At 46.7% G+C, this 20,999-nt stretch carries 14 protein-coding genes; 6 read left to right on the forward strand and 8 right to left on the reverse strand.

Features of this window, described 5'->3' with window-relative positions; translation table 11 throughout:
- Positions 1–198: 198 nt before the first annotated feature.
- Together OZ401_RS17610 and OZ401_RS17615 are read left to right on the forward strand one after the other, a co-directional pair.
- A complete protein-coding gene (locus OZ401_RS17610) occupies positions 199–1,197 on the forward strand; it encodes a ParB/RepB/Spo0J family partition protein (RefSeq protein ID WP_341471760.1) in 999 nt (332 codons plus the stop codon).
- Positions 1,194–2,699: an ATP-binding protein gene (locus OZ401_RS17615; RefSeq protein ID WP_341471761.1), complete on the forward strand. Its 1,506-nt coding sequence runs from the start codon at positions 1,194–1,196 to the stop codon at positions 2,697–2,699. Before OZ401_RS17610 ends, OZ401_RS17615 begins: the two co-directional genes overlap by 4 nt.
- A gap of 248 nt (positions 2,700–2,947) precedes the next feature.
- Here OZ401_RS17615 and OZ401_RS17620 read toward each other — a convergent pair whose 3' ends face one another.
- The 5 genes from OZ401_RS17620 to glpK form a co-directional block, all read right to left on the reverse strand.
- The gene (locus OZ401_RS17620; protein ID WP_341471762.1) at positions 2,948–3,805 is read right to left on the reverse strand and encodes a helix-turn-helix domain-containing protein; all 858 of its coding nucleotides are present in this window, start codon (positions 3,803–3,805) and stop codon (positions 2,948–2,950) included.
- Positions 3,806–4,352: 547 nt separating this feature from the next.
- A complete protein-coding gene (locus OZ401_RS17625; protein WP_341471763.1) occupies positions 4,353–4,517 on the reverse strand; it encodes a hypothetical protein in 165 nt (54 codons plus the stop codon).
- A gap of 93 nt (positions 4,518–4,610) precedes the next feature.
- Entirely contained in the window at positions 4,611–5,573 is a 963-nt protein-coding gene (gene trxB, locus OZ401_RS17630; RefSeq protein ID WP_341471764.1) for a thioredoxin-disulfide reductase, read from the reverse strand.
- Positions 5,574–5,660: 87 nt separating this feature from the next.
- Positions 5,661–6,653 (reverse strand): sugar phosphate nucleotidyltransferase, encoded by a 993-nt coding sequence (locus tag OZ401_RS17635; protein ID WP_341471765.1) that lies wholly within the window; start codon positions 6,651–6,653, stop codon positions 5,661–5,663.
- Between the two features lie 61 nt (positions 6,654–6,714).
- Positions 6,715–8,220 (reverse strand): glycerol kinase GlpK, encoded by a 1,506-nt coding sequence (gene glpK, locus OZ401_RS17640; RefSeq protein WP_341471766.1) that lies wholly within the window; start codon positions 8,218–8,220, stop codon positions 6,715–6,717.
- 202 nt (positions 8,221–8,422) lie between these two features.
- Here glpK and OZ401_RS17645 point away from each other — a divergent pair, with 202 nt between their 5' ends.
- The 4 genes from OZ401_RS17645 (at position 8,423) to OZ401_RS17660 (ending at position 15,582) form a co-directional block, all read left to right on the forward strand.
- The gene (locus tag OZ401_RS17645) at positions 8,423–10,054 is read left to right on the forward strand and encodes a sensor histidine kinase (RefSeq protein WP_341471767.1); all 1,632 of its coding nucleotides are present in this window, start codon (positions 8,423–8,425) and stop codon (positions 10,052–10,054) included.
- Positions 10,055–10,191: 137 nt separating this feature from the next.
- Complete coding sequence (gene mnmG, locus OZ401_RS17650; RefSeq protein WP_341471768.1) at positions 10,192–12,168, forward strand: tRNA uridine-5-carboxymethylaminomethyl(34) synthesis enzyme MnmG; 1,977 nt, start codon at positions 10,192–10,194, stop codon at positions 12,166–12,168.
- A 149-nt stretch (positions 12,169–12,317) separates the two neighbouring features.
- Positions 12,318–13,631 (forward strand): histidine kinase N-terminal 7TM domain-containing protein, encoded by a 1,314-nt coding sequence (locus OZ401_RS17655; RefSeq protein WP_341471769.1) that lies wholly within the window; start codon positions 12,318–12,320, stop codon positions 13,629–13,631.
- A gap of 148 nt (positions 13,632–13,779) precedes the next feature.
- Positions 13,780–15,582, forward strand: a complete 1,803-nt coding sequence (locus tag OZ401_RS17660; RefSeq protein WP_341471770.1) for a Rieske (2Fe-2S) protein — start codon at positions 13,780–13,782, stop codon at positions 15,580–15,582.
- Between the two features lie 66 nt (positions 15,583–15,648).
- Here OZ401_RS17660 and OZ401_RS17665 read toward each other — a convergent pair whose 3' ends face one another.
- The 3 genes from OZ401_RS17665 to OZ401_RS17675 form a co-directional block, all read right to left on the reverse strand.
- The gene (locus tag OZ401_RS17665; protein WP_341471771.1) at positions 15,649–15,966 is read right to left on the reverse strand and encodes a hypothetical protein; all 318 of its coding nucleotides are present in this window, start codon (positions 15,964–15,966) and stop codon (positions 15,649–15,651) included.
- A gap of 203 nt (positions 15,967–16,169) precedes the next feature.
- On the reverse strand, positions 16,170–16,448 hold the full coding sequence (locus OZ401_RS17670) for a hypothetical protein (RefSeq protein ID WP_341471772.1): 279 nt from the start codon (positions 16,446–16,448) through the stop codon (positions 16,170–16,172).
- Between the two features lie 143 nt (positions 16,449–16,591).
- Positions 16,592–20,863: an alpha-2-macroglobulin family protein gene (locus OZ401_RS17675; protein WP_341471773.1), complete on the reverse strand. Its 4,272-nt coding sequence runs from the start codon at positions 20,861–20,863 to the stop codon at positions 16,592–16,594.
- Positions 20,864–20,999: the final 136 nt, after the last annotated feature.

Raw genomic sequence — 20,999 nt, forward strand, 5'->3', positions numbered from 1 at the left:
TTAACACCAGTAATACTCATATAATATTCATAATTTGGGATATGTATTGTTCTCTAATCGCGTAATTTATCGAATATTTGTTCTTTGTCATGTCGAGTCTCCTATCTAACATGGGGTAAGCCTGTTGCAAATGATAGTTAGTTCTGTTATTGTATTCTTGGATAACTGAAGATAAACAGCCGATTAACTGAGGTAAATATGCCTTCAAAAGACTTTACAGGTGCAATGAATCGTCAACGCTCATCGCTGGCTAATGGTACAGGTCAGGGACGTTTGGGTGTGGTAGGAGAAATTGCAAACCCGGTTCGGGATGAATTGGAACGCGCATCGGAGAATCTGCCTGTTCAGGAAATCTCCCTCGATCGGTTACATGATAACCCTTTCCAAGAACTGGCACGCCCGATTATTGACGAAACAGCCTTACAGGAACTAGTCAATTCAATCCGGCAGAACGGTTTCTATGGGGCATTGCTGGCAAGACAAAAGCGGGGCGCAGGTGACGAGTACGAACTTGCTTACGGTCATAGGCGGCGAGAAGCTGCTAGGCGCGCCGGGTTAGCAACCTTGCCGGTTAAGGTTATCGAGTTGAGCGATGCCCAAATGGCACGCATTATGGCAAGCGAAAACTTTTCCCGCGAGGATTTAACCCCACTTGGAGAAGCTAACATTATCGGATACCTTTATACTAGCCAGAATTTATCTGCCGAAGCAGTAGCAGAAACAGTGGGTAAAGGTCGCGGATGGGTACAGACTCGTTTAGCGCTATATCAAGCTCCCCAAGATGTGAAGCAGATGGTTGAAACCAAGCCGGAAACCATGAGCCACGCCAAGCTGTTAGCGCAGGTTAATGACCTGAAAAAGCGCGCTTTATTCATTAAAGATATTCTGGAAAACAACCTTACCGTTGAACAGTTAAGGGAAAAGCTACAGGATAAAAAACCTTCCCAGCCTCACATTGATAATAATTTCACAAGCAGCATCACTGATGCAGATAGTGATATTAATCACAATGTTTCACGTGAAAGCAACCGTGACCCTCTACTTGAGCGCGATTCCACTCTGCGCCGCCTCGATAAGCTAGCGTCTCGCTTTGAATTGCATGTTGCCGAAAGAAATTACAAGCTCGCAGAGGACGAAATTAGTTATCTAGAAGAAATTGTAGAGCGTTTGAACACTCTTCTAAGCAAGCTGAAATGACCGAAGCAGAACTAAAAAAAATCATTGCACAGGATGAAGCCCTGACTGTTGAGTTCAAACTGGATAGTGAAAAGCAACAGGCTCTGGCAGAAGTGCTGGGTGCAATGGCAAATTCGATAGGTGGGTGGTTGCTGGTAGGGGTTAATGACAGCGGTAAAATTGTGGGAGTCACTCGCCCCAAGATGATAATAGACCGCTTGTATTCCGCCGCTGCCACAATTGAACCACCTCTGCATGGACGCATAAAAGTGGAAAGCGTAGATACAAAGGATGGGATGGTAGTAGCTGCCTATGTGCCGGAGGGATTACTTGCCATCCACTCGGTAGCAGGCGTTTACCGCTTAAGAATAGGTTCATACAATAAAATCCTCACTTTTGATCAGGCACAAGCGCTAGCCTATCGGCGCGGTATCTTGCACTATGAGCAATCTTCAATCCAAACTCTGCGACTCGAAGACTTGAGGCAAGCCAGTATTGAAAGATATATGGAGCGGCGCTTGAGCGATTATGAGGACGGTTCATACGCCAATATGTCGCGTTTTGAAATATTGCGAAATCTGGGATGCGCAGTGGAAGAAAACGGTAAGCAATTGCCCAATGTTGCCGCTGCACTCTTTTTCAGTGGTACACCAGATTTATTTGTACCGGGCGCACAGATTATAGCAGCACGTTTTGCAGGAACCAATAGTGACCGAGTACTCGATCGTATAACCGTTCGCGGCACTCTACCTCAAATAATAGATACTACCGCCCGTTTTGTAGAAAAAAACATTCGTTATCGGGTGCAATTACCCGATACAGTAGGCGAAAGTATGGCAGCGCAGGATGTGCCAGAATATCCGGTTGCCGCCTATCGTGAAATGATTGTAAATATGGTGGCGCATCGCGACTACTATAATATTGTGCCTGCCCATCTTATGATTTTTGATGACCGAATAGTGGCAGAAAATCCCGGTGGATTGCTACCGGGGCTTTCACTAAAAACCCTAGAGAATCGCCACCGTCCACGCAACCCGCGTATAGTCGAAATGCTTCACACGATGGGCTATGTGGAAAGGTTCGGCAGTGGCATCGGGCGCATGCGCCGTGCTATGGAAGAAGCAAATTTACCCAAGCCAATTTTCGAAGCGGACGAAAATTATTTTCGAGTGACTCTACAAAATAGCTCCCTCTTTGTGCAGGAAACCACTACTGTCCAGCCTTTCCCCACCCGAAAGAAACCTTCCGCTCCCCCTGACCCTGCCGAAATCAGCCTGCATGAAAAAGCATTGCTCCAGAAAATGCCGTTGGCACGACTCAAACATCGCCAAAAAGAAGTTCTAAGATACCTTATCAGGAATGGCAAAATTAACAACACCACTTACCGGGAGATTTCCGGTTTATCGGTAGATGCCACGCTCAACGACCTGCGCGAATTGCTTGACCTCAAACTGATAATGAAAATTGGCACCACTGGTAGAGCGGTTTATTACATCCTGAATCCGAACCTCGATAAGGAATAAGGTTGGCTTAAGACCTGTATGCGAAATATTAAAAGCAATTTCCCTATTTCCGGTAACTAAAATGTAAGCTTTACCCCGCAAAGTGGAGATAGTAAAGCTAAAAGCAGACTACCGCCCACTGCGGAAGTACCTCAAATAGTGCCTTACATGGCTAGCTTGGCTGAGCAATTTATTTGCATCTAATAGGTTTGTCTGGTTTGCTATCTGGCAATGTGGAATCATTGCAAATATGCTGCCCGCCAAACCTCTTAAACCCGTGCAAGGTAGGCATATTTACCTCCCGGCATATATTTAGACCAATCAATAGCTCCGCCCTTACCTGTTCCAAGCGGTGCTGTAGCCTGTGGAACGACTGGTTCTGCATTCTGGCGTACTAATGTAACCAGATAGCCGACAGGGTTAGTCAGAGCAGGGTTATTCTCAACTCGTTGTCGAAGGTTATTAATGTAATGGCTATCACGTCCGTTGCTGGTAGCGAGGGTAGCAAGAGTACGAGCAACATCATGTTTAATTCCGGCTTTTCGCAATTCTTTTTCTACCTCAGTAATACTATTGTTTGTAGCCTCTTTCTCTTCCTCACTCTTCTTAGCATTAACAGTTTCAGCAACAACCTTTTCCGTCATGTTTGAATCTGATTCTTTTAAATATGATTCAACATGTGATTCAGCGGAAGTTATGTTCCTACCATGTGCGGAATCTTTCTTCCGCTTAGCAGGTAACTTTTCTTCCGGGGTAGTGGCGGTTTGACCTCTAAGACGGAAGCGGTGCAGCCGATATATGTTGGTTTTTCCGGCGCGATGCGCTACCGAAAGTAACTCAACTTCTTGTAATTCTCCTAGCACTATCCGAACTCGTCTTTCGCTCAAACCCATATCTCGTGCCAGTCGTGCCTGACCCGGAAACGCTGTTTCACCCCTGCCGCAATAAGAAAGTAACACCAGATAAAGTTTCAAGGCGGTTGGGCTACAAATATCACTCTTAAGTAATTCTACCGGAACCTGTACAAAGTAGCCGCCTTCTTGCTCTTGCTCGAAGACGAGCGTGGAAGAAGCCTGTTTTGAAGAAAGATTGGCAGCAGAATATGCTGAAATCGGTGTTTTGGGCATAAAAAATCCTCCATAACCCTTGACATGGAGAATCTCTTATGTTATTCTGTAAACGACAGAAAACAAAAGAAAGTCCTCCCTGTGAGGGCTATCGTACCTAGTGAAGATCCCCAATGGTTTAGCGGGCCGCGGGGATTTTCTTATTTTATAGACCTTTTAATCGATCATTTTCAGACAAACACCCGTTTAAACACGGGTTTATTTATATCCTCGGTTAGTCTTTGAAACTCCTTCCCCTCATAATAAGGGGTTATGCTTTGTCCTAAACATTTCCCGACTGATGTTATTCTACTAATTATTCAACCAATGAGTACAGGTTGTGAGAAAAATAAAGTCGGAACAAACGAAAATACACCCAGATTAGGTATAATTATCCCCTGAGCCGACCCCACTTATGAGCTGTATTGATGAGTCCCATTTTAGAGTGAATCTGAATTTTGTCAAGACATGAAAATAGTCGCATGGAATAATTGGATTCATATGCTTTATCATTGAATATTTTTGGGAAAAATAATATTGTCAGAAGGCTTAAGTAACAATCAGGTTACTAGAGTTTTTGGTCTTTATCCTCTATGTAATTCACCTGAAACATTGGCATGCTTTCAAACGGCAGGATATTGGGAAATTCCGCCAGAAAGTCGCTTATCTGGCGGTGACGGTTTATTGGAGGGTTTGGAATTACTGAAGCTGCTTGCGTAGCCCGCTTTTTCAAAAAGACATATCCCTTGCATTTAATATCAGAAATAAAAAAGGAGAGGCACCGAGCGCCTCCCACTTTTTTATTTCTGATTTTGTCTTTAATTCCTTAATTCGCAGCGGTTAAGGCTTCCTCAGACTCGCTATGTAAGCCTTCTAGATACTTCTCCGCTTCTAATGCCGCCTTACAACCGCTACCAGCGGCTGTAATAGCCTGTCTGTACCGGAAATCGAAGACATCGCCTGCTACGAACACACCAGTTTCGCTGGTAAGGGTTTCCCCTCCCACTGCCTCGATATAACCGGACTCGTTCATTTTTAAAGCACCATTAAATATCGAGGTGTTAGGCTGGTGCCCGATTGCTACAAATACTCCACTTAGTGGTAACTCGGTTACCTCATCGGTTTTTAGATTGCGCAGCTTAACCCCGGTGACATTAGTTTCGCCTAACACTTCTTCTATAGCGGTATCATAAATGATATTGATTTTCGGGTGACTGCTGGCGCGTTCCTGCATAATCTTACTGGCGCGGAACTTGTCGCGGCGATGAATCAAGCTGACTTTGCTGGCGAACTTGGTAAGGAACAAGGCTTCTTCCAGTGCGGTATCCCCCCCACCGATAACAGCAATCTCTTTGTTGCGGAAGAAGAAACCATCACAGGTAGCGCAACTTGAAACTCCACGTCCCACCAAGCGTTGCTCGCTTTCCAACCCTAACCATTTGGCGCTTGCTCCGGTAGCTACTATAACTGCCTCGGCTTCGTAAACTTCATCTTCGATCCAAACCCGGTGTACAGTGCCGGAGAAGTCTACCTTGCTCGCATCGGCTTCGATAAAGCGTGTACCGAATCGCTCTGCCTGTGCGCGCATATTTCCCATCAATTCAGGTCCCATAATGCCTTCCGGGAATCCCGGAAAGTTTTCAACTTCGCTGGTAAGCATTAGTTGCCCGCCGCTGGCATAACCTGCGATACATAGCACGTCAAGATTTGCCCTGCTAGTATAAATTGCGGCGGTGAGTGCTGCTGGACCACTTCCGATAATAATCACTCGATTCTTTTCCGAGGACATTTTCAATTTACTCCTTTTGAATAAGGCAGGTAAGTAGTATTCTTCGATTAACCGTTACCTGCCCACATATATAAATAAGTCTTTTTGCTATTCGCCGTAATCTATCTCACTGTTATCCCCAACGTTTAGATGGTGGAAAGTACCCGCCACACTTGCGTTGCTGCCTATTACCGAGTTGCTTAGCGTAGAGGCTTTTACCACCGCCTTTTCGTTGATAATGCAATCTCGCAAAATAGAATCGATTACCTCTGCGCCTGCTGCAATACTGACATATGGTCCTATCACGCTTCTTTCGATTTTAGCGTCAGGTGCAATATAAACCGGCGGTACAATAACCGAATCATGATATTCATCCTTGTGAAATTCTCCGCTAAGCTTACCTAACAAATAGCGATTCGTAAGTAATAATGCATCTATTTTACCACAATCTTCCCAGACTTCTAGGGTAAATGCATTAAATTTTGCTTTCTCTTCGATCATTATTGAGATAGCGTCTGCCAGAAAATATTCACCGCCCAACTGAATGTTACGTTCCACCTGTTTATTGATAGCGCTAAAGAGCCATTCGCTTTTTTTAAAGTAGTAAATCCCTACTACCGCAAGGTTGGAAACAAAGGTTGTAGGTTTTTCTACCAACCGGGTGATAATTCCATGTTCATCCAGTTCAGTGACCCCAAAGCGACTGGGGTCTTCCACCCCTTTGGTATAAATGACACCATCGGTTGAAAGGTTCTTTAAGAGACTCAAGTCGGTTTTGAAGATTGTATCGGCGAATATAATTAGCACATCGCCCTGTATATAATCTTGCGCCAAGTTCACCGCATGTGCTTGTCCCAGCATTTCCGACTGAACTATATAGCGAGCTTTATACTGCGGATAATTTTTTGATACATACTTTTCAATCTGATCACCGAGATAACCGACAATGAAAATAATTTCTTCAACATCAAGTATAGCCAACTCATCAAGAATATGACCTAGTACGGGTTTGCCGGCTACAGTTACCAGCGGCTTGGGTTTGCTGAAGGTATGTGGTCTGAGACGTGTACCAAGACCTGCCAGCGGAATGATGATTTTCATAAGAGTAAATATCTCCGATAGCTTGTGATTAATATAATAATGACATCAGACACGAACTGGCTTAGTCATCTTCCCAATCCAAAGAGCGCTCTACCGCTCTTTTCCAAGTACGGTAGAATTTGTTGCGCTTTTCTTCATCGATCTGGCTTTCAAACTCGCGGTCTACTTTCCATAGCCGCGCAATTTCGCTCTGAGAATCCCAATAGTTTACGGTCAACCCTGCTAGGAAAGCTGCTCCTAGTGCAGTGGTCTCGATAATTTTGGGTCTGATAACCTTAATCCCCATCATATCTGCTTGGAATTGCATTAGAAAGTTATTGGCAACTGCCCCTCCATCCACTCTGATTTCAGGGAATTCAGCATTACTGTCAAGCTTCATTGCTTCAACCACATCGCGGGTCTGGTAAGCGATGCTTTCCAGAGCTGCTCGCACCAAATGGTTTCTATTGCTGCCGCGTGTCAGACCAAAAATCGCTCCACGTGCGCGGCTATCCCAGTATGGCGCGCCTAAACCGACAAAAGCAGGTACTATATAAACCCCGCCGTTGTCCGGTACACTCACCGCCATTTGCTCGGTTTCGGCAGCGTTACCGATTATCTTTAGCTCATCTCGTAACCATTGCACCGCTGCCCCCGCAATGAAAGTGCTGCCCTCAAGCGCATATTCCACTTTATTTTTATAGCCCCACGCAATAGTGGTTAGCAACCCGTTTTGGGAGTCTACCGGTTCAGTGCCGGTATTCACCATCAGAAATGCGCCTGTGCCATAGGTGATTTTCAATTCCCCTTTTTGAAAGCCTGCCTGTCCAAAAAGAGCTGCTTGCTGGTCGCCTGCAACACCGGCGATAGGAATGGCAGGGCTATCTGGCGCAAGCAACCCCGGTTGTACTTCACCAAAGGGGAAAGAGCTATAGCGTACATCCGGCAGCATACTGATTGGGATACCCAAATAGTTGAGAATATCTTCATCCCACTTTAGTTCGTGGATATTATAAAAGAGGGTGCGACTGGCATTGCTCATATCGGTCAGGTGCAGTTTACCGCCGGTGAGATTCCATATGAGCCAACTATCAATGGTTCCAAGAAGAATTTCGCCCTTTTTGGCACGTTCTTTCAGTCCATCAACATTTTCAAGCAACCAAGCAACTTTAGTAGCGCTGAAATAGGGGTCTAATACCAAGCCCGTTTTATGATGCAATTCGGCTTCCAGACCTTCTGCCTTCAACCGTTCGCACATTGCCAAGGTACGCCTGTCTTGCCACACGATAGCGTTGCCGATCGGACGTCCGGTTTCACGTTCCCAAAGTACAACTGTCTCGCGTTGGTTGGTAATGCCGATACCAGCAAGCTCATTGTAACCAATTTGCGCTTGACTCATTGCTTGTTGGATTGTAGAAATAGTCCCGTTCCATATTTCCACCGGGTCATGTTCTACTAAGCCGGGACGCGGGTAAATTTGCCTTATCGGGTTATAGCCTCGTCCTATAATATTTGTATCATGATCAAATATGATAGTAGTTGTGCCGGTTGTACCCTGATCTATGGCTAGAATGTAGCCATCCGCCATTGGTGACCCCCCTTCTGCGCGTCATTGTAACCATTCTTGTTTTCTTGAAAATGCATTTACATTATAACAGAGATGTTTTGTTAGCCAATACTATTTGTTGTATTGAGTTTACAGAGGTTTTACAATCCGGTCATTTACCTTTTACAAAAACGTTCTATCCTAAAATAGGAGGAAGTTTTATACGCTGGTTGGAGTTTTACTTATGCGGTTGCGTTCAAGCTTGATAATATCCTTTTCAGCGGTAGTGCTGCTTGCTGTTGCAATAATGGGCGCACTAATATTACCGTTGGTTCAAGGATACCAAGAAGATCGCAGTTGGGCAGATCGTGAAAATGATATTCGCGATGCCGCTAATCAGCTTGAAAATTTCCGCCTCCGCGCCAATCAAGATGCTACTACCAACGCCTTTGCCCCTTACATTTGCAATACCACTAAAACCAAGCCTTGTCGCCAGATAACGCCCCCTACTCATGAAGAACTAGATGCTGCCTTTCAGCAAATGTTGGGTGGAAAAAACATTCGTGTTTTGATGGTAGAAACACTGACTCGTCAGATTTTGTATGATACTGAAGGGAATCCGAGTCGCAATATTATCGGGCAACAGCTTCCGGTGATTCGCCCTCGCCAGATTTCACCCACACCCAGTTCAGGAAATGCCCTTGCGCCAACTCCAGTTCCCGATATTCTTGTTGGTAAGCAGCCCTATCTGCGAGATGATTTCACTTCCTCTCAGAACGAGCATTTTGATCTGATCTACACTCGTTTTGAGAGCACTCAAATTAATCTGTTCGGGTTACTTAATGCCCGTGGTGATGTGCGCTCTGTTTTGATAGTCAGTTTAGTGCCTGTCCAACCTGTGCCGAATGTGCTACAAGATTTAGGTCCTGTTCTGGCAATTTCCGGTCTGGTGGCGTTGCTGGTTTCATTTATTGTGGGCTTGTTCATTGCCCGAACTATCAGCCGTCCTCTTGCCAAAGCAACCGTAGCCGCTCAGGCAGTAGCGCATGGGGATTATAGCTATTCCGTACCGCCCGGTGGGAGCTATGAAATTAGAAAAATGGCTGAGAGCTTTAACCAGATGTCGAAGGAAATCGAACAATATCAGCGGATGCAACGAGAACTGATCGGTAATGTTTCCCATGAATTGAAAACTCCGCTTACCGCAATTCGTGGTTTTTCTCAAGCTATGCTGGATGGGGCTTTGCGCCGCCCCGAAGATTTTGCCTATTCTGCCGAAATTATCAACAACGAAACCGAGCGTATGATTAGGCTGGTACAAAGTTTGTTGGATCTCTCTCGCCTTGAAAGCGGGCAGGTTAAAATGGCGCAGGAAAAATTGCAGTTAAGCGAAATAATCGAAGAGTCCTTAAGTACCTTTGAGCAACGCGCCTTATTACAAGAAGTAACTCTGGCAAAGCATCTTTACCCGGTGCTGCCTATGTTGGGTGATTACGATCGCTTGCGCCAGGTATTCAATAATTTGATTGATAATGCTCTACGTTACACTCCTCCCGGTGGAAGCATTGTAGTCAGTTGTCGGACTGCCGGGCAAAATCTAGTAGCTACCGTTAGTGATACCGGACAAGGCATTTCTCCAAAAGATTTACCCCATATTTTCGAGCGTTTTTATCAGGCGGAAAAAAGTCGTAGCAAAGAACATGGCGGGTTAGGCTTGGGGTTGGCTATTAGCAAAGAAATCATCCATGCCCATCACGGGCGCATTGAAGTCAGCAGCGCCTCTGGGAGCGGTACAACTTTCACCATCGTTTTTCCGATTGCGCCCGGTTTCAATGAACAAACCACCAAACCGCTCCAATTTGTCGCTCGCTCTTGAGTTTACTAATTTCCACATATTTAAAGTTACGCAAAATTTGTTTCATTCCAACCTCGCTTAAGGTATAATATTCGATTGGATAAATAAGAATTCATCGGGGTAACCCCATAATATAGATTCTTGAGGTTGTATCAAAAGTGGATTATATAAACGCAGGCGAGTATGATGTAATTGTGGTTGGTGCGGGACACGCTGGCTGTGAAGCAGCGTTGGCAGCGGCTCGCATGGGTTGCCGAACTATGCTGGTAACGCTAAATCTCGACAGTGTCGCGCTTATGCCGTGTAACCCCTCAATCGGCGGTCCGGCGAAAGGGCATGTTGTACGCGAGATTGACGCGCTGGGTGGTCAAATGGCGCGCAACACCGATCGCACCCTGATTCAGATTCGCTTGCTCAACACTTCAAAAGGTCCTGCCGTACAGGCTTTGCGGGCGCAGGCTGATAAAAAGCTCTATCAACTCGCTATGAAAGAATCCATTGAAAATACCCCTAATCTCACCTTGCGCCAAGCTCAGGTCGAAGAGTTACTCATTCAGCGAGATGAACAAACCGGGAATTTGCAAGCTTGTGGCGTAGTAATCGCCAATGGGCTAACCTATCATTCTCGGACGGTAGTGCTGACCACCGGCACTTTTCTCAAGGGGCGTATTATCATGGGCGATTATATCGCCAGCGCTGGGCGTGCCGGTGAGCCTCCCAGTGTACAGGTTTCCAATAATCTGGCTGGTTTGGGTTTTCCACTTCATCGCTTGAAAACCGGGACTCCTCCGCGTATTGATGCCCGTACCATTGATTTTTCAAAAACGATAGTGCAACGTGGTAGCGCGGAGCCACTCCATTTCAGCTTTACCTACTTTGAAAATGACCGGGTAGAATTTATGCCCCCGCCCACTATCCCCAAAGCTTTCCCACATTCAACACTGGATGGTTGGCGACCTCAGTTACCTTGTTATCTGGTGCATACCACTTCCCGCACCCACGAAATCATCCGTAACAACTTTCATCGCGCCCCTATGTTTACCGGAGTAATCGAGGGAGTCGGTCCGCGCTACTGTCCTAGTATCGAGGATAAAGTTAATCGCTTCTCCGATAAGGAATCGCACCAACTGTTTCTTGAGCCGGAAGGCTGGGTAACTAACGAAGTTTATGTGCAGGGCGCAAACACCAGTTTGCCCGCTGATGTACAGATTGACCTGATTCATTCAATCCCCGGTTTGGAAAAAGCCGAAATTATGCGCTTTGGTTATGCGGTTGAGTATGATGCGGTTCCTAGCACCGAGATTCGCGCCAGCATGGAAACCAAACGTATTTCGAACCTGTTTTTGGCAGGGCAAATCAACGGAACCAGCGGCTATGAAGAAGCGGGTGGTCAGGGAATTTTGGCGGGGATTAATGCAGCGTTACGAGTACAGAGTCGCCCTCCCTTTATTCTAAAGCGGGAACAGGCTTATATCGGGGTGATGATTGACGACCTTACTACCAAAGAAATCAAAGAGCCTTACCGCTTGATGACCAGTCGCGCCGAATATCGCTTGTTGCTGCGCACCGATAACGCCGACCTGCGCCTGACTCCACTTGCCTATGAGATGGGTTTGGTTTCAAAGGAACGCTATATGGCGGTCGAGAATAAGCGAGATAGTATTGCCTATTACCTCAAGAAGCTGGAAAAAACCAGTCTTACGCCCAGTGTTGAGCGTAATGCGATACTAACCGCTGCTGGGCTTCCTGCTCTTTCAGGCGAGACTCGTGGTTTTGAATATCTGCACCGCCCTGATGTAGGCACGCGAGCCTTTGCGGTGCTTTTCCCCGATGAGCAACCTACCCCGGATGTAGCCGAACAAGTTGAAATCGCAGCCAAGTACACCACCTATATTAACAAGCAAGAGCAAGCAGTCGGGCGTATGCGCCGCCTTGAAGATAGTAGCTTACCAGACGACCTCGATTATAGTGTGGTGGTTGGCTTGCGAAATGAGGCAAGAGCGCGTCTTGCCCAATTTAAGCCCGCTACTCTAGGGCAAGCTTCTCGGTTGAATGGGGTGAATCCAGCAGATATAGCGGTTTTGCTGGTGCATCTTGAAAAAAACCACCGTCAAAATATTGCTAAAGCCGGATAGCACCTACAAAAATATAATAAATTTAATAGTAGTAAACTAAAACTAACCTCTATTATTAACCCCGTCTAGGGGTTATAATTCCCATGTAGTTTTAAAGTACATTGGCTCTGTACTTTTGAAATGAACGACTTAAATTTAAAAGGGGTTATATGTTCCAATTTACCCCATATTTATTGCCTTTTATTTTTTCTGCGGTATCCATATTTATTGTTGCCCTTTTGATTTGGCGGTTACGTCATAATGTAACTGTTAAATTGATGTTGGCTTTTATTGCCTGCCTTGAGCTTTGGATAATAGGCTTTATATTTGAAATCGCTGCCACTACTTTAGATGCAAAAATCACTTTGGCTAACCTACAATTTATCGGTATTGATTTACTGCCGATCGTTTGGGTGGGTTTGATTCTGAGTTACTTAGGGTATTTCGAGAAAGTACGCCGCTTTTTTATACCGATGATTTTATATCCGGTAATTAGTCAGTTTGTTATCTGGACTGATCCTCTCCACCACCTGTTTCGCAAACAACCTTTGTTAGATATTACCACTACCTCAATCCCAATTCTACAAAACAATTATGGTATCTGGTATTACTTTGTTCAGATGCCTTTACTATATATCTTTAGCTTTAGCATTATTGGTTTATTGGTTAACACTCTATTATCTGCTTCTGGTCCATACCGCAGCCAGATAATTTTTTTATTGATTAGCGCTTTAATTCCGCTCGTAATAAATGTTTTCTATGTATTTGGTATCTCTCCTATTCCAAATCTTAATCTCTCAGCAGTTGGCTTGAGTTTTACCACCATGCTGATTGTAGTAAGCTATTATCGTTATCAATTCCTCGATCTTTTGCCTGTAGCACGTAGTATGCTTGTAGATGTGCTGCAAGATGCTTGGATTGTGCTTGATCGCTTGGGACGTATAGTTGACCTTAATCAAACTGCTCAAGAAATTGTGAAACAACCCAAACAAAAATTACTCGGTCAAGGTGCTGATACTGCTCTGCAAAACACTCCTGAACTTCTCAATTATTTATTGGCTAAGACAGATAAAAGAGGTGAACTACAACTTAGTAAGAATGATCAGACCAATTATTACGATGTCAATGTCACTATAATTCGCAGCAAAGGTACTGCAACAAATGGCAGTTTGGTTGTTATGCGTGATATATCCCAACGGGTACAGATTGAGCATGAACGTGAGCATCTCATTGCCGAATTACGCGAGGCATTGGAACAAATAAAGTTACTCTCAGGTTTGTTGCCTATTTGTGCCAGTTGCAAGAATATTAGGGATGATCAGGGTTACTGGCATCAGGTTGAAACCTACCTCGAAGATAATTCTGATATGCGTTTCAGTCACGGTATCTGTCCCAATTGCATGCAGAAACTCTACCCTGATTTGGTTGACTTGGTTTATAAAGATATGAAGGATGAGAGAAGCCTCAAAGAACTTGAGAACTAATCCGCATCTTTGATTTCCCTACCCCATTAAATTATTCTACAAAAATAAAATATTTTTCTATACCTAAATATATTAATAAAACCTCTTATCCGGTTTATAATGGATTCCAGAAATTTGGAGAACCTGAACCGTAGAGGGGAAAATATATATGCAACAGACACAAGCTAAACCAGTCAGTACCGATGGGAAGTGGGTTTCGGTTGCTTCCGCTTCCGAAGTTTTCGAAAGTGGTTGTAAGACAGTCTATGCCTGGGGCTACACCATTGCTTTATTCAAGTTCGACCGCCAGATTTATGCCGTTGATAATCGCTGCCCTCACATGGGCTTTCCATTGGATAAGGGCAACGTGCGTGAAGGAATCCTTACCTGCCACTGGCATCACGCCCGTTTTGACCTAGCCAGCGGTGGAACCTTTGACCTGTGGGCGGATGATGTCCGCGCCTTTCCGGTTAAGCTTGAGGATGGGTTAGTGTGGCTCGACCTTACTCCGCTACCGGGCATGCACGTCCGCTATCTAAAAAACCTTTCCAGTGGATTGGAACGCAATATCAGGTTGGTTATCGCCAAAGCTACGCTCGGTTTGCTAAGCGGACAGGCTAACTTGGATACCGCTGCCCTAGAACCGTTTCGCGCTGGCTTGAAGTTTGCTGCTACGAATCGGCGTGGCGGTTGGAGTATCGGCGCAACTACTCTAGCGGTGATGCAAAACTTACTGCCCCATCTTGATGAAGAGGATAAGCCACGCGCGCTCTTTACCGGACTTAATGCCGTTTCGCGTGATTGTGATGGACAACCCGCTCGATTTGCCGTTGAACCTTTACCGGATGCTTCCGCTGACATTGCCCTTTTGAAAAAGTGGTTTCGCCAGTTCATAGAAGTGCGCGACTCTGAAGGCGCTGAACGCTGCATTGTAACGGCGGTGCGTGCCGGTTACTCGCCTGCACAGGTGGTGGACATTTTCTATGCTGCTGCTACGGATCACCGCTACATTGATATTGGTCATCCGCTCGATTTTACTACCAAAGCCTTTGAAGCCCTTGATCTGGCAGGTTGGGATACTGACCTAGCTGCCCCGGTGTTAGCAAGTCTTGTTCCGAATTATACCGGCGCAGACCGCATGGAAGAATCTAACGAGTGGCGGCATCCCATTGATCTCGTAGCTTTACTGGAGAATACTTTCGGGCAAATTGAACAAGCCGCTGCACAAGGTGCTGGCAAAGAGTGGCGCTGGCACTCGGATGATTCCTTAATAGATGTTTTGCTTGGTGATGACCCTGTAGCAATCGTTACCTTTCTGTTGGAAGCTTTGAGGCAAGGTGCAACTTACGAGCAACTGGCAGGGATAGTGGCATATACCGCGCTGCGAAGAATAGTACATTACGGCATTACAAACGAATACCCAGATTGGAATACAGTACACCATACCTTTACCTTTGCCAATGCGGTTCATATGGGAATGCGACGTGCTCCTTCGGTTGAACTGGTGCGTGGTGTATTTGATGCCGCGCTGAGTATTTATCTCGACCGCTTCCTGAATATTCCACCCACTCGTTTGCCTGCGCCATTATTGGAACAGCAGGTTGTGGCTACTCCTGATGAGCTTTTGAAAAAGCTTTTTGATTTGTTCAATCTACAACAACAGGTGAACGAGGCAGCAGAATTGGTGGCGCTTTATCTCAATATGGGTGGCGCACCGGATAAGTTGCGGGCGACTCTCGGCAAGGCGCTTTTGCGAGAGGATGCCGGATTTCATCCTATCCAATCGCTCGAAGCTTGTTTTCGCCAGTACGCTATGCTGCTGGAATTTCCCGGCGATCCTAAAATAGCCAACCACGCCTTGCTTGCGGCGGTGCGTTACCTAGCGGCGCATTCCCCCACTGCCCGCAGCGCCAACCAGACTTATCAGATAGCTTTGCGACTCAACCGAGGAGAGAAGGTTTTTGAGGAATGAAAGATCAAATTTGCTTGCTTGACGAGGTTAAGGTGTAATCCTTGCGGTTACATTGGGGCGCGCTCATTAGTAATCAAAACTTTCTTCGCGTTTGCGCTCGTGGCGCGCCTGCCTCGACTCTTGTACTACCCGCTTGACTCTACCCCAACCCTCGGTGTAGAGCTTGAAATTCTCGTTTAGAGTGCGGTGTAGGCGTGTTATTTCGGCTTCGTCAGTCTGCGCCCGCAGCAGCTCATAAATTTCATGGCATTTAACGAGCTGCGCGAAAGCCTCCTCGTAAGCGTGGACACGACGCAATTTGGGAATACCCCCGTTTCCGGCATTATCCATCAACAAACGAAATTGCTGCGAGGCATAATTAAATTGTTTGACTAATTCACGCATAATATTATATAACCAACGTTATAGAGACATATCCCCAGTACGTATAAATGAGTAATTCCAGCATTGTATAATTGATTCTAACCAGCGTAACCGCATAGAGCTTGGTTAGCAGAATATAGTATATAACTATATGAGGTTCTAGTCAAGTGGTGTAATAAAAAAGGCGGAGCTTAACTCCGCCAGCGGACGTAGCTTTGACCGATCTATAGTTTTGTTTCGTAGGAATCATTTTCTATTGGTTGGTTCCAAGCAGATGCGGCAATTGCTTCTGCCTCACTCACAATGTCGAGGCGAGGTTCAGCGTTGGTAGCGATGCTCTGTTCCAATTCGTTTGTGATAAGGGCTTTAGCGGCACGATTCGCTTTCCAGCGATTCCAGCCACTCATTGCTAAAGTTATTACGAAGGGGGCGAGAATCAGACCGATAACCAGCGGCAAAGCTGACATCATTGCGCTTCCTGAAGCGGCAGCATATGGGCACATATTCAAACCTCCTGAACTGCTATTTATTAGTTTGGGTAATGTTAAGGATACCTTCTTTTTTTCGCGCTGACAAGACCTTTTTTCAAAATAAATTGAGCGTGAGGATTACTCCCCACGCTTGAGAAATTATTAACATACTTATGCTAGCCGTTAACTACAATTGCGCCTCCCAACGACTCGCCTTTCCAATCCGGGCGGTAGTAAGAATACGCCTGTGAAGTAACTGCCTGTGCCTTAATGGGGTAGAGCGCTACCGCCTTGAACTCGAAGGTTAGAGTTTCGTTTGGTGACATGTCCTCGATATACAGAATCACCTTGCGCCCTGCTACATCGTAGCGTTTGATTTTGGGTTGCTGTTTTGCCAATGCCGCTAACGTGTCAGTTACAGGCGCAAAGCCGGTTGGCAACGCCACGTCCAGTACTACCATACCCGCCTTGATAGGTTCGGGCGGCGTGAATTGCACTGTCGCTTTTACATTAAGCTGATTGCTCAACTCAATTTGTGACGCGCCGTAATCCACACTCAATTGGAAAGTAGCTTGCTCTTTGCGCTCTGCCTCCGGTACATTAAAGCGACGAACCGTTTGCAGAACTGCCTGCCCGCGCCCTGCTACCTCTACGCTTACCGTACCGCCCAATTGCGCCTCGATCGTTTGTAGTACATCGGCGTTATCGGGATTGACCCGAACCTCTTTTTGCCAGTTCCCGTTGCGGAATGTAATGGTAGCATCCACGTCCGTTTTGCTGCCTGCGACATATTGGGATAATGCTTGCAAGCCCACCACCGTATCTTGAGTTGAATCCCAGCCGCCATAAGAATTACGCTTTGAAACCAACCAGCGCGCTGCCTGTGCTGCCGTTACCCGGTCGCCGTGAGCGACAAGCGCCAACAGTGCGTAGCCGGTAGTTTCGATAGTGGCGCTGCGGTTTGGTGGGTTATAGCGATTAGCCCCTGTTTGTGGATTTACAGGTATCTGCTCTAATTCACCCCAGTACAAACCGTTCTCGTCCTGTTTCGCCAGCTTGACCAGCATATCGAAGGCTTTGCCCGCTTGTCCGCTTTTTGCCAGTTCCAGCGCGTAAGAGGTAAGAGCCAATGTATAGGGGTCGCTCATGCCATCCAGATTCTTTTCCAGATAGGCAATCGCTTTGCCTGCTCCGGTTTTATCGCCCGACTCCTGCAATGCCACTGCTAAATAAGCCGTTAGTGCTTGGTTGCCTTTTAAACCGCCTAGCAAATCCTGATGGTGCAAGAAACCCACCGGCTCGAAAGAACCATCCGCTTTTTGCTGCTTGAGTAGCCAGCTGCGGGTTACATTCAAAACGTTGTCATCTATGAAGATAAAATCTTTAGCGATAGCCAGCGTTTTCAGTACAAAGGCTGAAAGCCACAAGCTGCCGATTTTATCGCTATTGCCGAAAGCAGAGAAACTGCCGTCAGTGCGCTGGTAGGTCAGTTCGCGTTGGTAGCCCGTCACCATAAGGCTTTCCGCTTTTGCCTGCAATTCGGGTTTAATCTGCCCGGTTTCTTTCAGGTAACGCGCCACAAAAACGTTTGGCGCGAATAAAATCATGTTTTGCTCGCCACAGCCGTAGGGCATCCGCAGCAGATTTTCCAATCCCTCGATTGTTTGCGTCAGGTAGTTGCCTGTTACTGCCAGATACGCTCGCGCCGAATCTGCTACGATTCCAGCCGGAACGCTCATATCCAGTTGCAGATTCTTACCCGCTGTTATTACATAGTTTTCCACCACTTCGCGCGCTACGCCTTCCGGCTCAATCAGCAATTCTTTGATCACTGCGTCTGCCCGGTTGCGCGATCGTGCCGTGATTTTGAGTTGCTTATTGCCTAGCTCTTTCGCCTTAATGGTGAAGGATACCCCGCCTGTGCCGTTTGCGCCCACTTTAATCGTTTTAGAACTCTGATCCAGCAACTCGAACCAGCTTTCAGGATTTAGCTCAACTGTGAACTGTTCCTCCTGCGAGGTGTAATTGTAGAGCGCCACTTTAACCGGAAATTGCTCGCCCCGAATGGCGGAATATACTAAGTCAACCGTTACAAAGAAAGGTTGCAGCACTTTTAGTTGCGCTTCTGCCATGCCCATGCCCAATTTGGGAGAGAGCGCCACCGCATGCAGCATCCATGTGGTGATGCTGTCAGGCGCTTGAAATTTCTTGCTGGCTGTGCCGTCTGCTCCGGTTTTGAAATCCTCCCAAATCCATGTTTCGGGAAAGAACTGCCGTACTCGCTGCACTTCCGCCAATGTACCAACTTGATCGGCGGCTTTGCTGGCATCGGCGGCTGAATTTTGGGCCGCAGCGGTGGTGGCAGCAGCAGTGTTAGGCGCAGCGGCAAGCGGCGCACCTCTTACTACTCCGCCCGCTTCGGCAAAGAATTGTTGCTGATAGCTCTTGCCCTGTGGTACATTTTTGTTGGTCAGCACCACTACCCCGGCGTTAGCGAACATCTCTTTGCTGCTTAGCGTGTCCATTTTCCCGCTCATACCGGGCGCTGGTATTACATCTCCCGCTACAGGTTGTGCATCGTGCAACTCAATCTGCGGTTTTTGATACAGCTTTTCCAGTTCGTCAAAGACTTGTTGCAGATTCAAGCGATTCTCAGCCAGAATAAAGACCGAGCGGTCAACAACCGCCACGCCCACTTTTGCTGCTCCTTCGGTTTTTAGACTCAAACTGACTTCCTGCCCCGGTTCTACCTCTGCCTTATCAAATTTGGCTTCAACCTTGTGGGTATAGCTCGCTTCAACCGAGAAGGGCAGATAATCGGCAGCTACTTCGGCGTTGGGCATAATCTGGTAAACCAACAAACGCGCTTGTGGCGCCATCTGTGGCGTAACGGTGAAAGCTAGGTCGGGTGAGGCGGAGTAATCGGAAAAAACCAAAGTGCCATGTGCCATTATCTCGTAATAGAAGCCGCTCGCCTGTTTGGTAGCGTTTACTTTGAAACTGGCGGTATCGCCCACTTTTAGCCCACCCTTGCTGACCTGTTGCAAGCTGATAAAATTGCCCGAAGGCGAGTATCCGGCTTGCATGGTGAGCGAGGTATAGGCTTTACCCGAACTGGTATTGCTGGAAGCCGAAAGCGTGAGTGAAATCGCATCACCGGGCGGATTAACTTTCACCGAACCTGTACCCTGCTTTACTTCCGCTTGCCGGGTTTCGCGACTGGTGCTGTAATCGGCTTTGGTATATATCACTTCGATGCTAACTTGTGCGTCTGCCGGGCTTTTATCGGGAGTTTGCGCTACCAGCAATAGCGATAAGGGCAATGCCGGTTTGAAAATCACGCTTTCGGGTATCACCTTTAAGGTTATCGGTGCAGAAGCGATGGTTAGCAACTCGGTGGTTTTTTCCTCATAGCCGGTGTCTTTCTCTCGCACCGTCACTTCTAGGCGTACATTCCCTTGTCCGCCTGCCCCCGGCACTCCCACCACATAATTTACTGCGGGTAATTCAAAATCCACTTGCCCGTTGATGGTTTTGGTAAGGGTGGAAAATTCCTGCCAAGTCCCCGTGTATTTGAAGGCGTGAATTTCTGCCTCGCCCTGCACCGCTTTGCCATAGCTGTATTCTGCCTTGATTGTGCCTTTGATAGACTCGTTTACCAACGCCCAACCTTTGGTAAATTGGGTAGTGATTTCGTATTTGGGCAGCACGTATTTTTCGATTCGGATGTCCAGTTGCGCGCGCCGTTTGCCTGTTACTCCTGAAATTTTCCATGTGCCGAGGTTCGGTTCACTTGAGAGCGGCAAATCGGCAGTTGCCATGCCGTATTCATCGGTCTGTAGATTTTTCTTGTAGATTTTAATACCCTTCGCGTCTTGCACTTCGACCGTGACTTGTTCGCGCACAGGCATCAGGCGCGGGTCAAGCGTCATGGCGCGGATATGCACTGTTTGACCCGGTTTGTAGATCGGCTTGTCGGTTTCCAGAAAAACCAATGTGCCGCTTTCTACTTTAACCTGTGCTTGCGCCTGAAAATTAGAGGTAGCAAGTTGTAGGGTATAAGTACCCTCACTTAACGCAGGCAGATTTAAAGCTAAATCCCCCCGCCCTTGTATAACGCCTGTTATATTGGCTTTGCTTTGTCCGTTTAGCAGCAAATCCACCTTTACGTTATCGGTTCCCAACGCTACGCCGCTGAACAGCGAAACGGAAACTTTTTCGACCTGTCCAGCCCGCATAGTGCCGGGCGCTAAAGCCATGTAGCTATCAATGGGATTGCCCACCGGTAACACTGTAGGCTTGGTGGTTGAAATAATAGGGGTTATCCCGGCGGTAGGGCTGCTGTTATTATCGCTGCATGCTCCCAGCGCCCCTAACGCTGCCGAACCTGTTACGATACCGGCTATTCTTATAAAGTGTCTACGACTGAAATCTTTGTTGCTTATCATTGTACCCGCTCCTGTTTTTTGACTGACAAACATTGATCGGCGGAAGAGATTAATAATTGCTTTTGTTGTTCCTAATTTTAGAAACGCAAACTTATAGCAAAAAATTACAGCACTTGCGGACGAGTTTTTAGACGGG

The sequence above is a fragment of the Candidatus Chlorohelix allophototropha genome (assembly GCF_030389965.1).
Classification (GTDB): Bacteria; Chloroflexota; Chloroflexia; order Chloroheliales; family Chloroheliaceae; genus Chlorohelix; species Chlorohelix allophototropha.

Coding starts and splice junctions, on each gene's coding strand:
- OZ401_RS17620 (WP_341471762.1), bottom strand. CDS start 3,805: ATGCCCAAAACACCGATTTCAGCATATTCTGCTGCCAATCTTTCTTCA.
- OZ401_RS17645 (WP_341471767.1), top strand. CDS start 8,423: ATGCGGTTGCGTTCAAGCTTGATAATATCCTTTTCAGCGGTAGTGCTG.
- OZ401_RS17635 (WP_341471765.1), bottom strand. CDS start 6,653: ATGAAAATCATCATTCCGCTGGCAGGTCTTGGTACACGTCTCAGACCA.
- OZ401_RS17610 (WP_341471760.1), top strand. CDS start 199: ATGCCTTCAAAAGACTTTACAGGTGCAATGAATCGTCAACGCTCATCG.
- OZ401_RS17655 (WP_341471769.1), top strand. CDS start 12,318: ATGTTCCAATTTACCCCATATTTATTGCCTTTTATTTTTTCTGCGGTA.
- trxB (WP_341471764.1), bottom strand. CDS start 5,573: ATGTCCTCGGAAAAGAATCGAGTGATTATTATCGGAAGTGGTCCAGCA.
- OZ401_RS17675 (WP_341471773.1), bottom strand. CDS start 20,863: ATGATAAGCAACAAAGATTTCAGTCGTAGACACTTTATAAGAATAGCC.
- OZ401_RS17665 (WP_341471771.1), bottom strand. CDS start 15,966: ATGCGTGAATTAGTCAAACAATTTAATTATGCCTCGCAGCAATTTCGT.
- glpK (WP_341471766.1), bottom strand. CDS start 8,220: ATGGCGGATGGCTACATTCTAGCCATAGATCAGGGTACAACCGGCACA.
- OZ401_RS17670 (WP_341471772.1), bottom strand. CDS start 16,448: ATGTGCCCATATGCTGCCGCTTCAGGAAGCGCAATGATGTCAGCTTTG.
- OZ401_RS17615 (WP_341471761.1), top strand. CDS start 1,194: ATGACCGAAGCAGAACTAAAAAAAATCATTGCACAGGATGAAGCCCTG.
- OZ401_RS17660 (WP_341471770.1), top strand. CDS start 13,780: ATGCAACAGACACAAGCTAAACCAGTCAGTACCGATGGGAAGTGGGTT.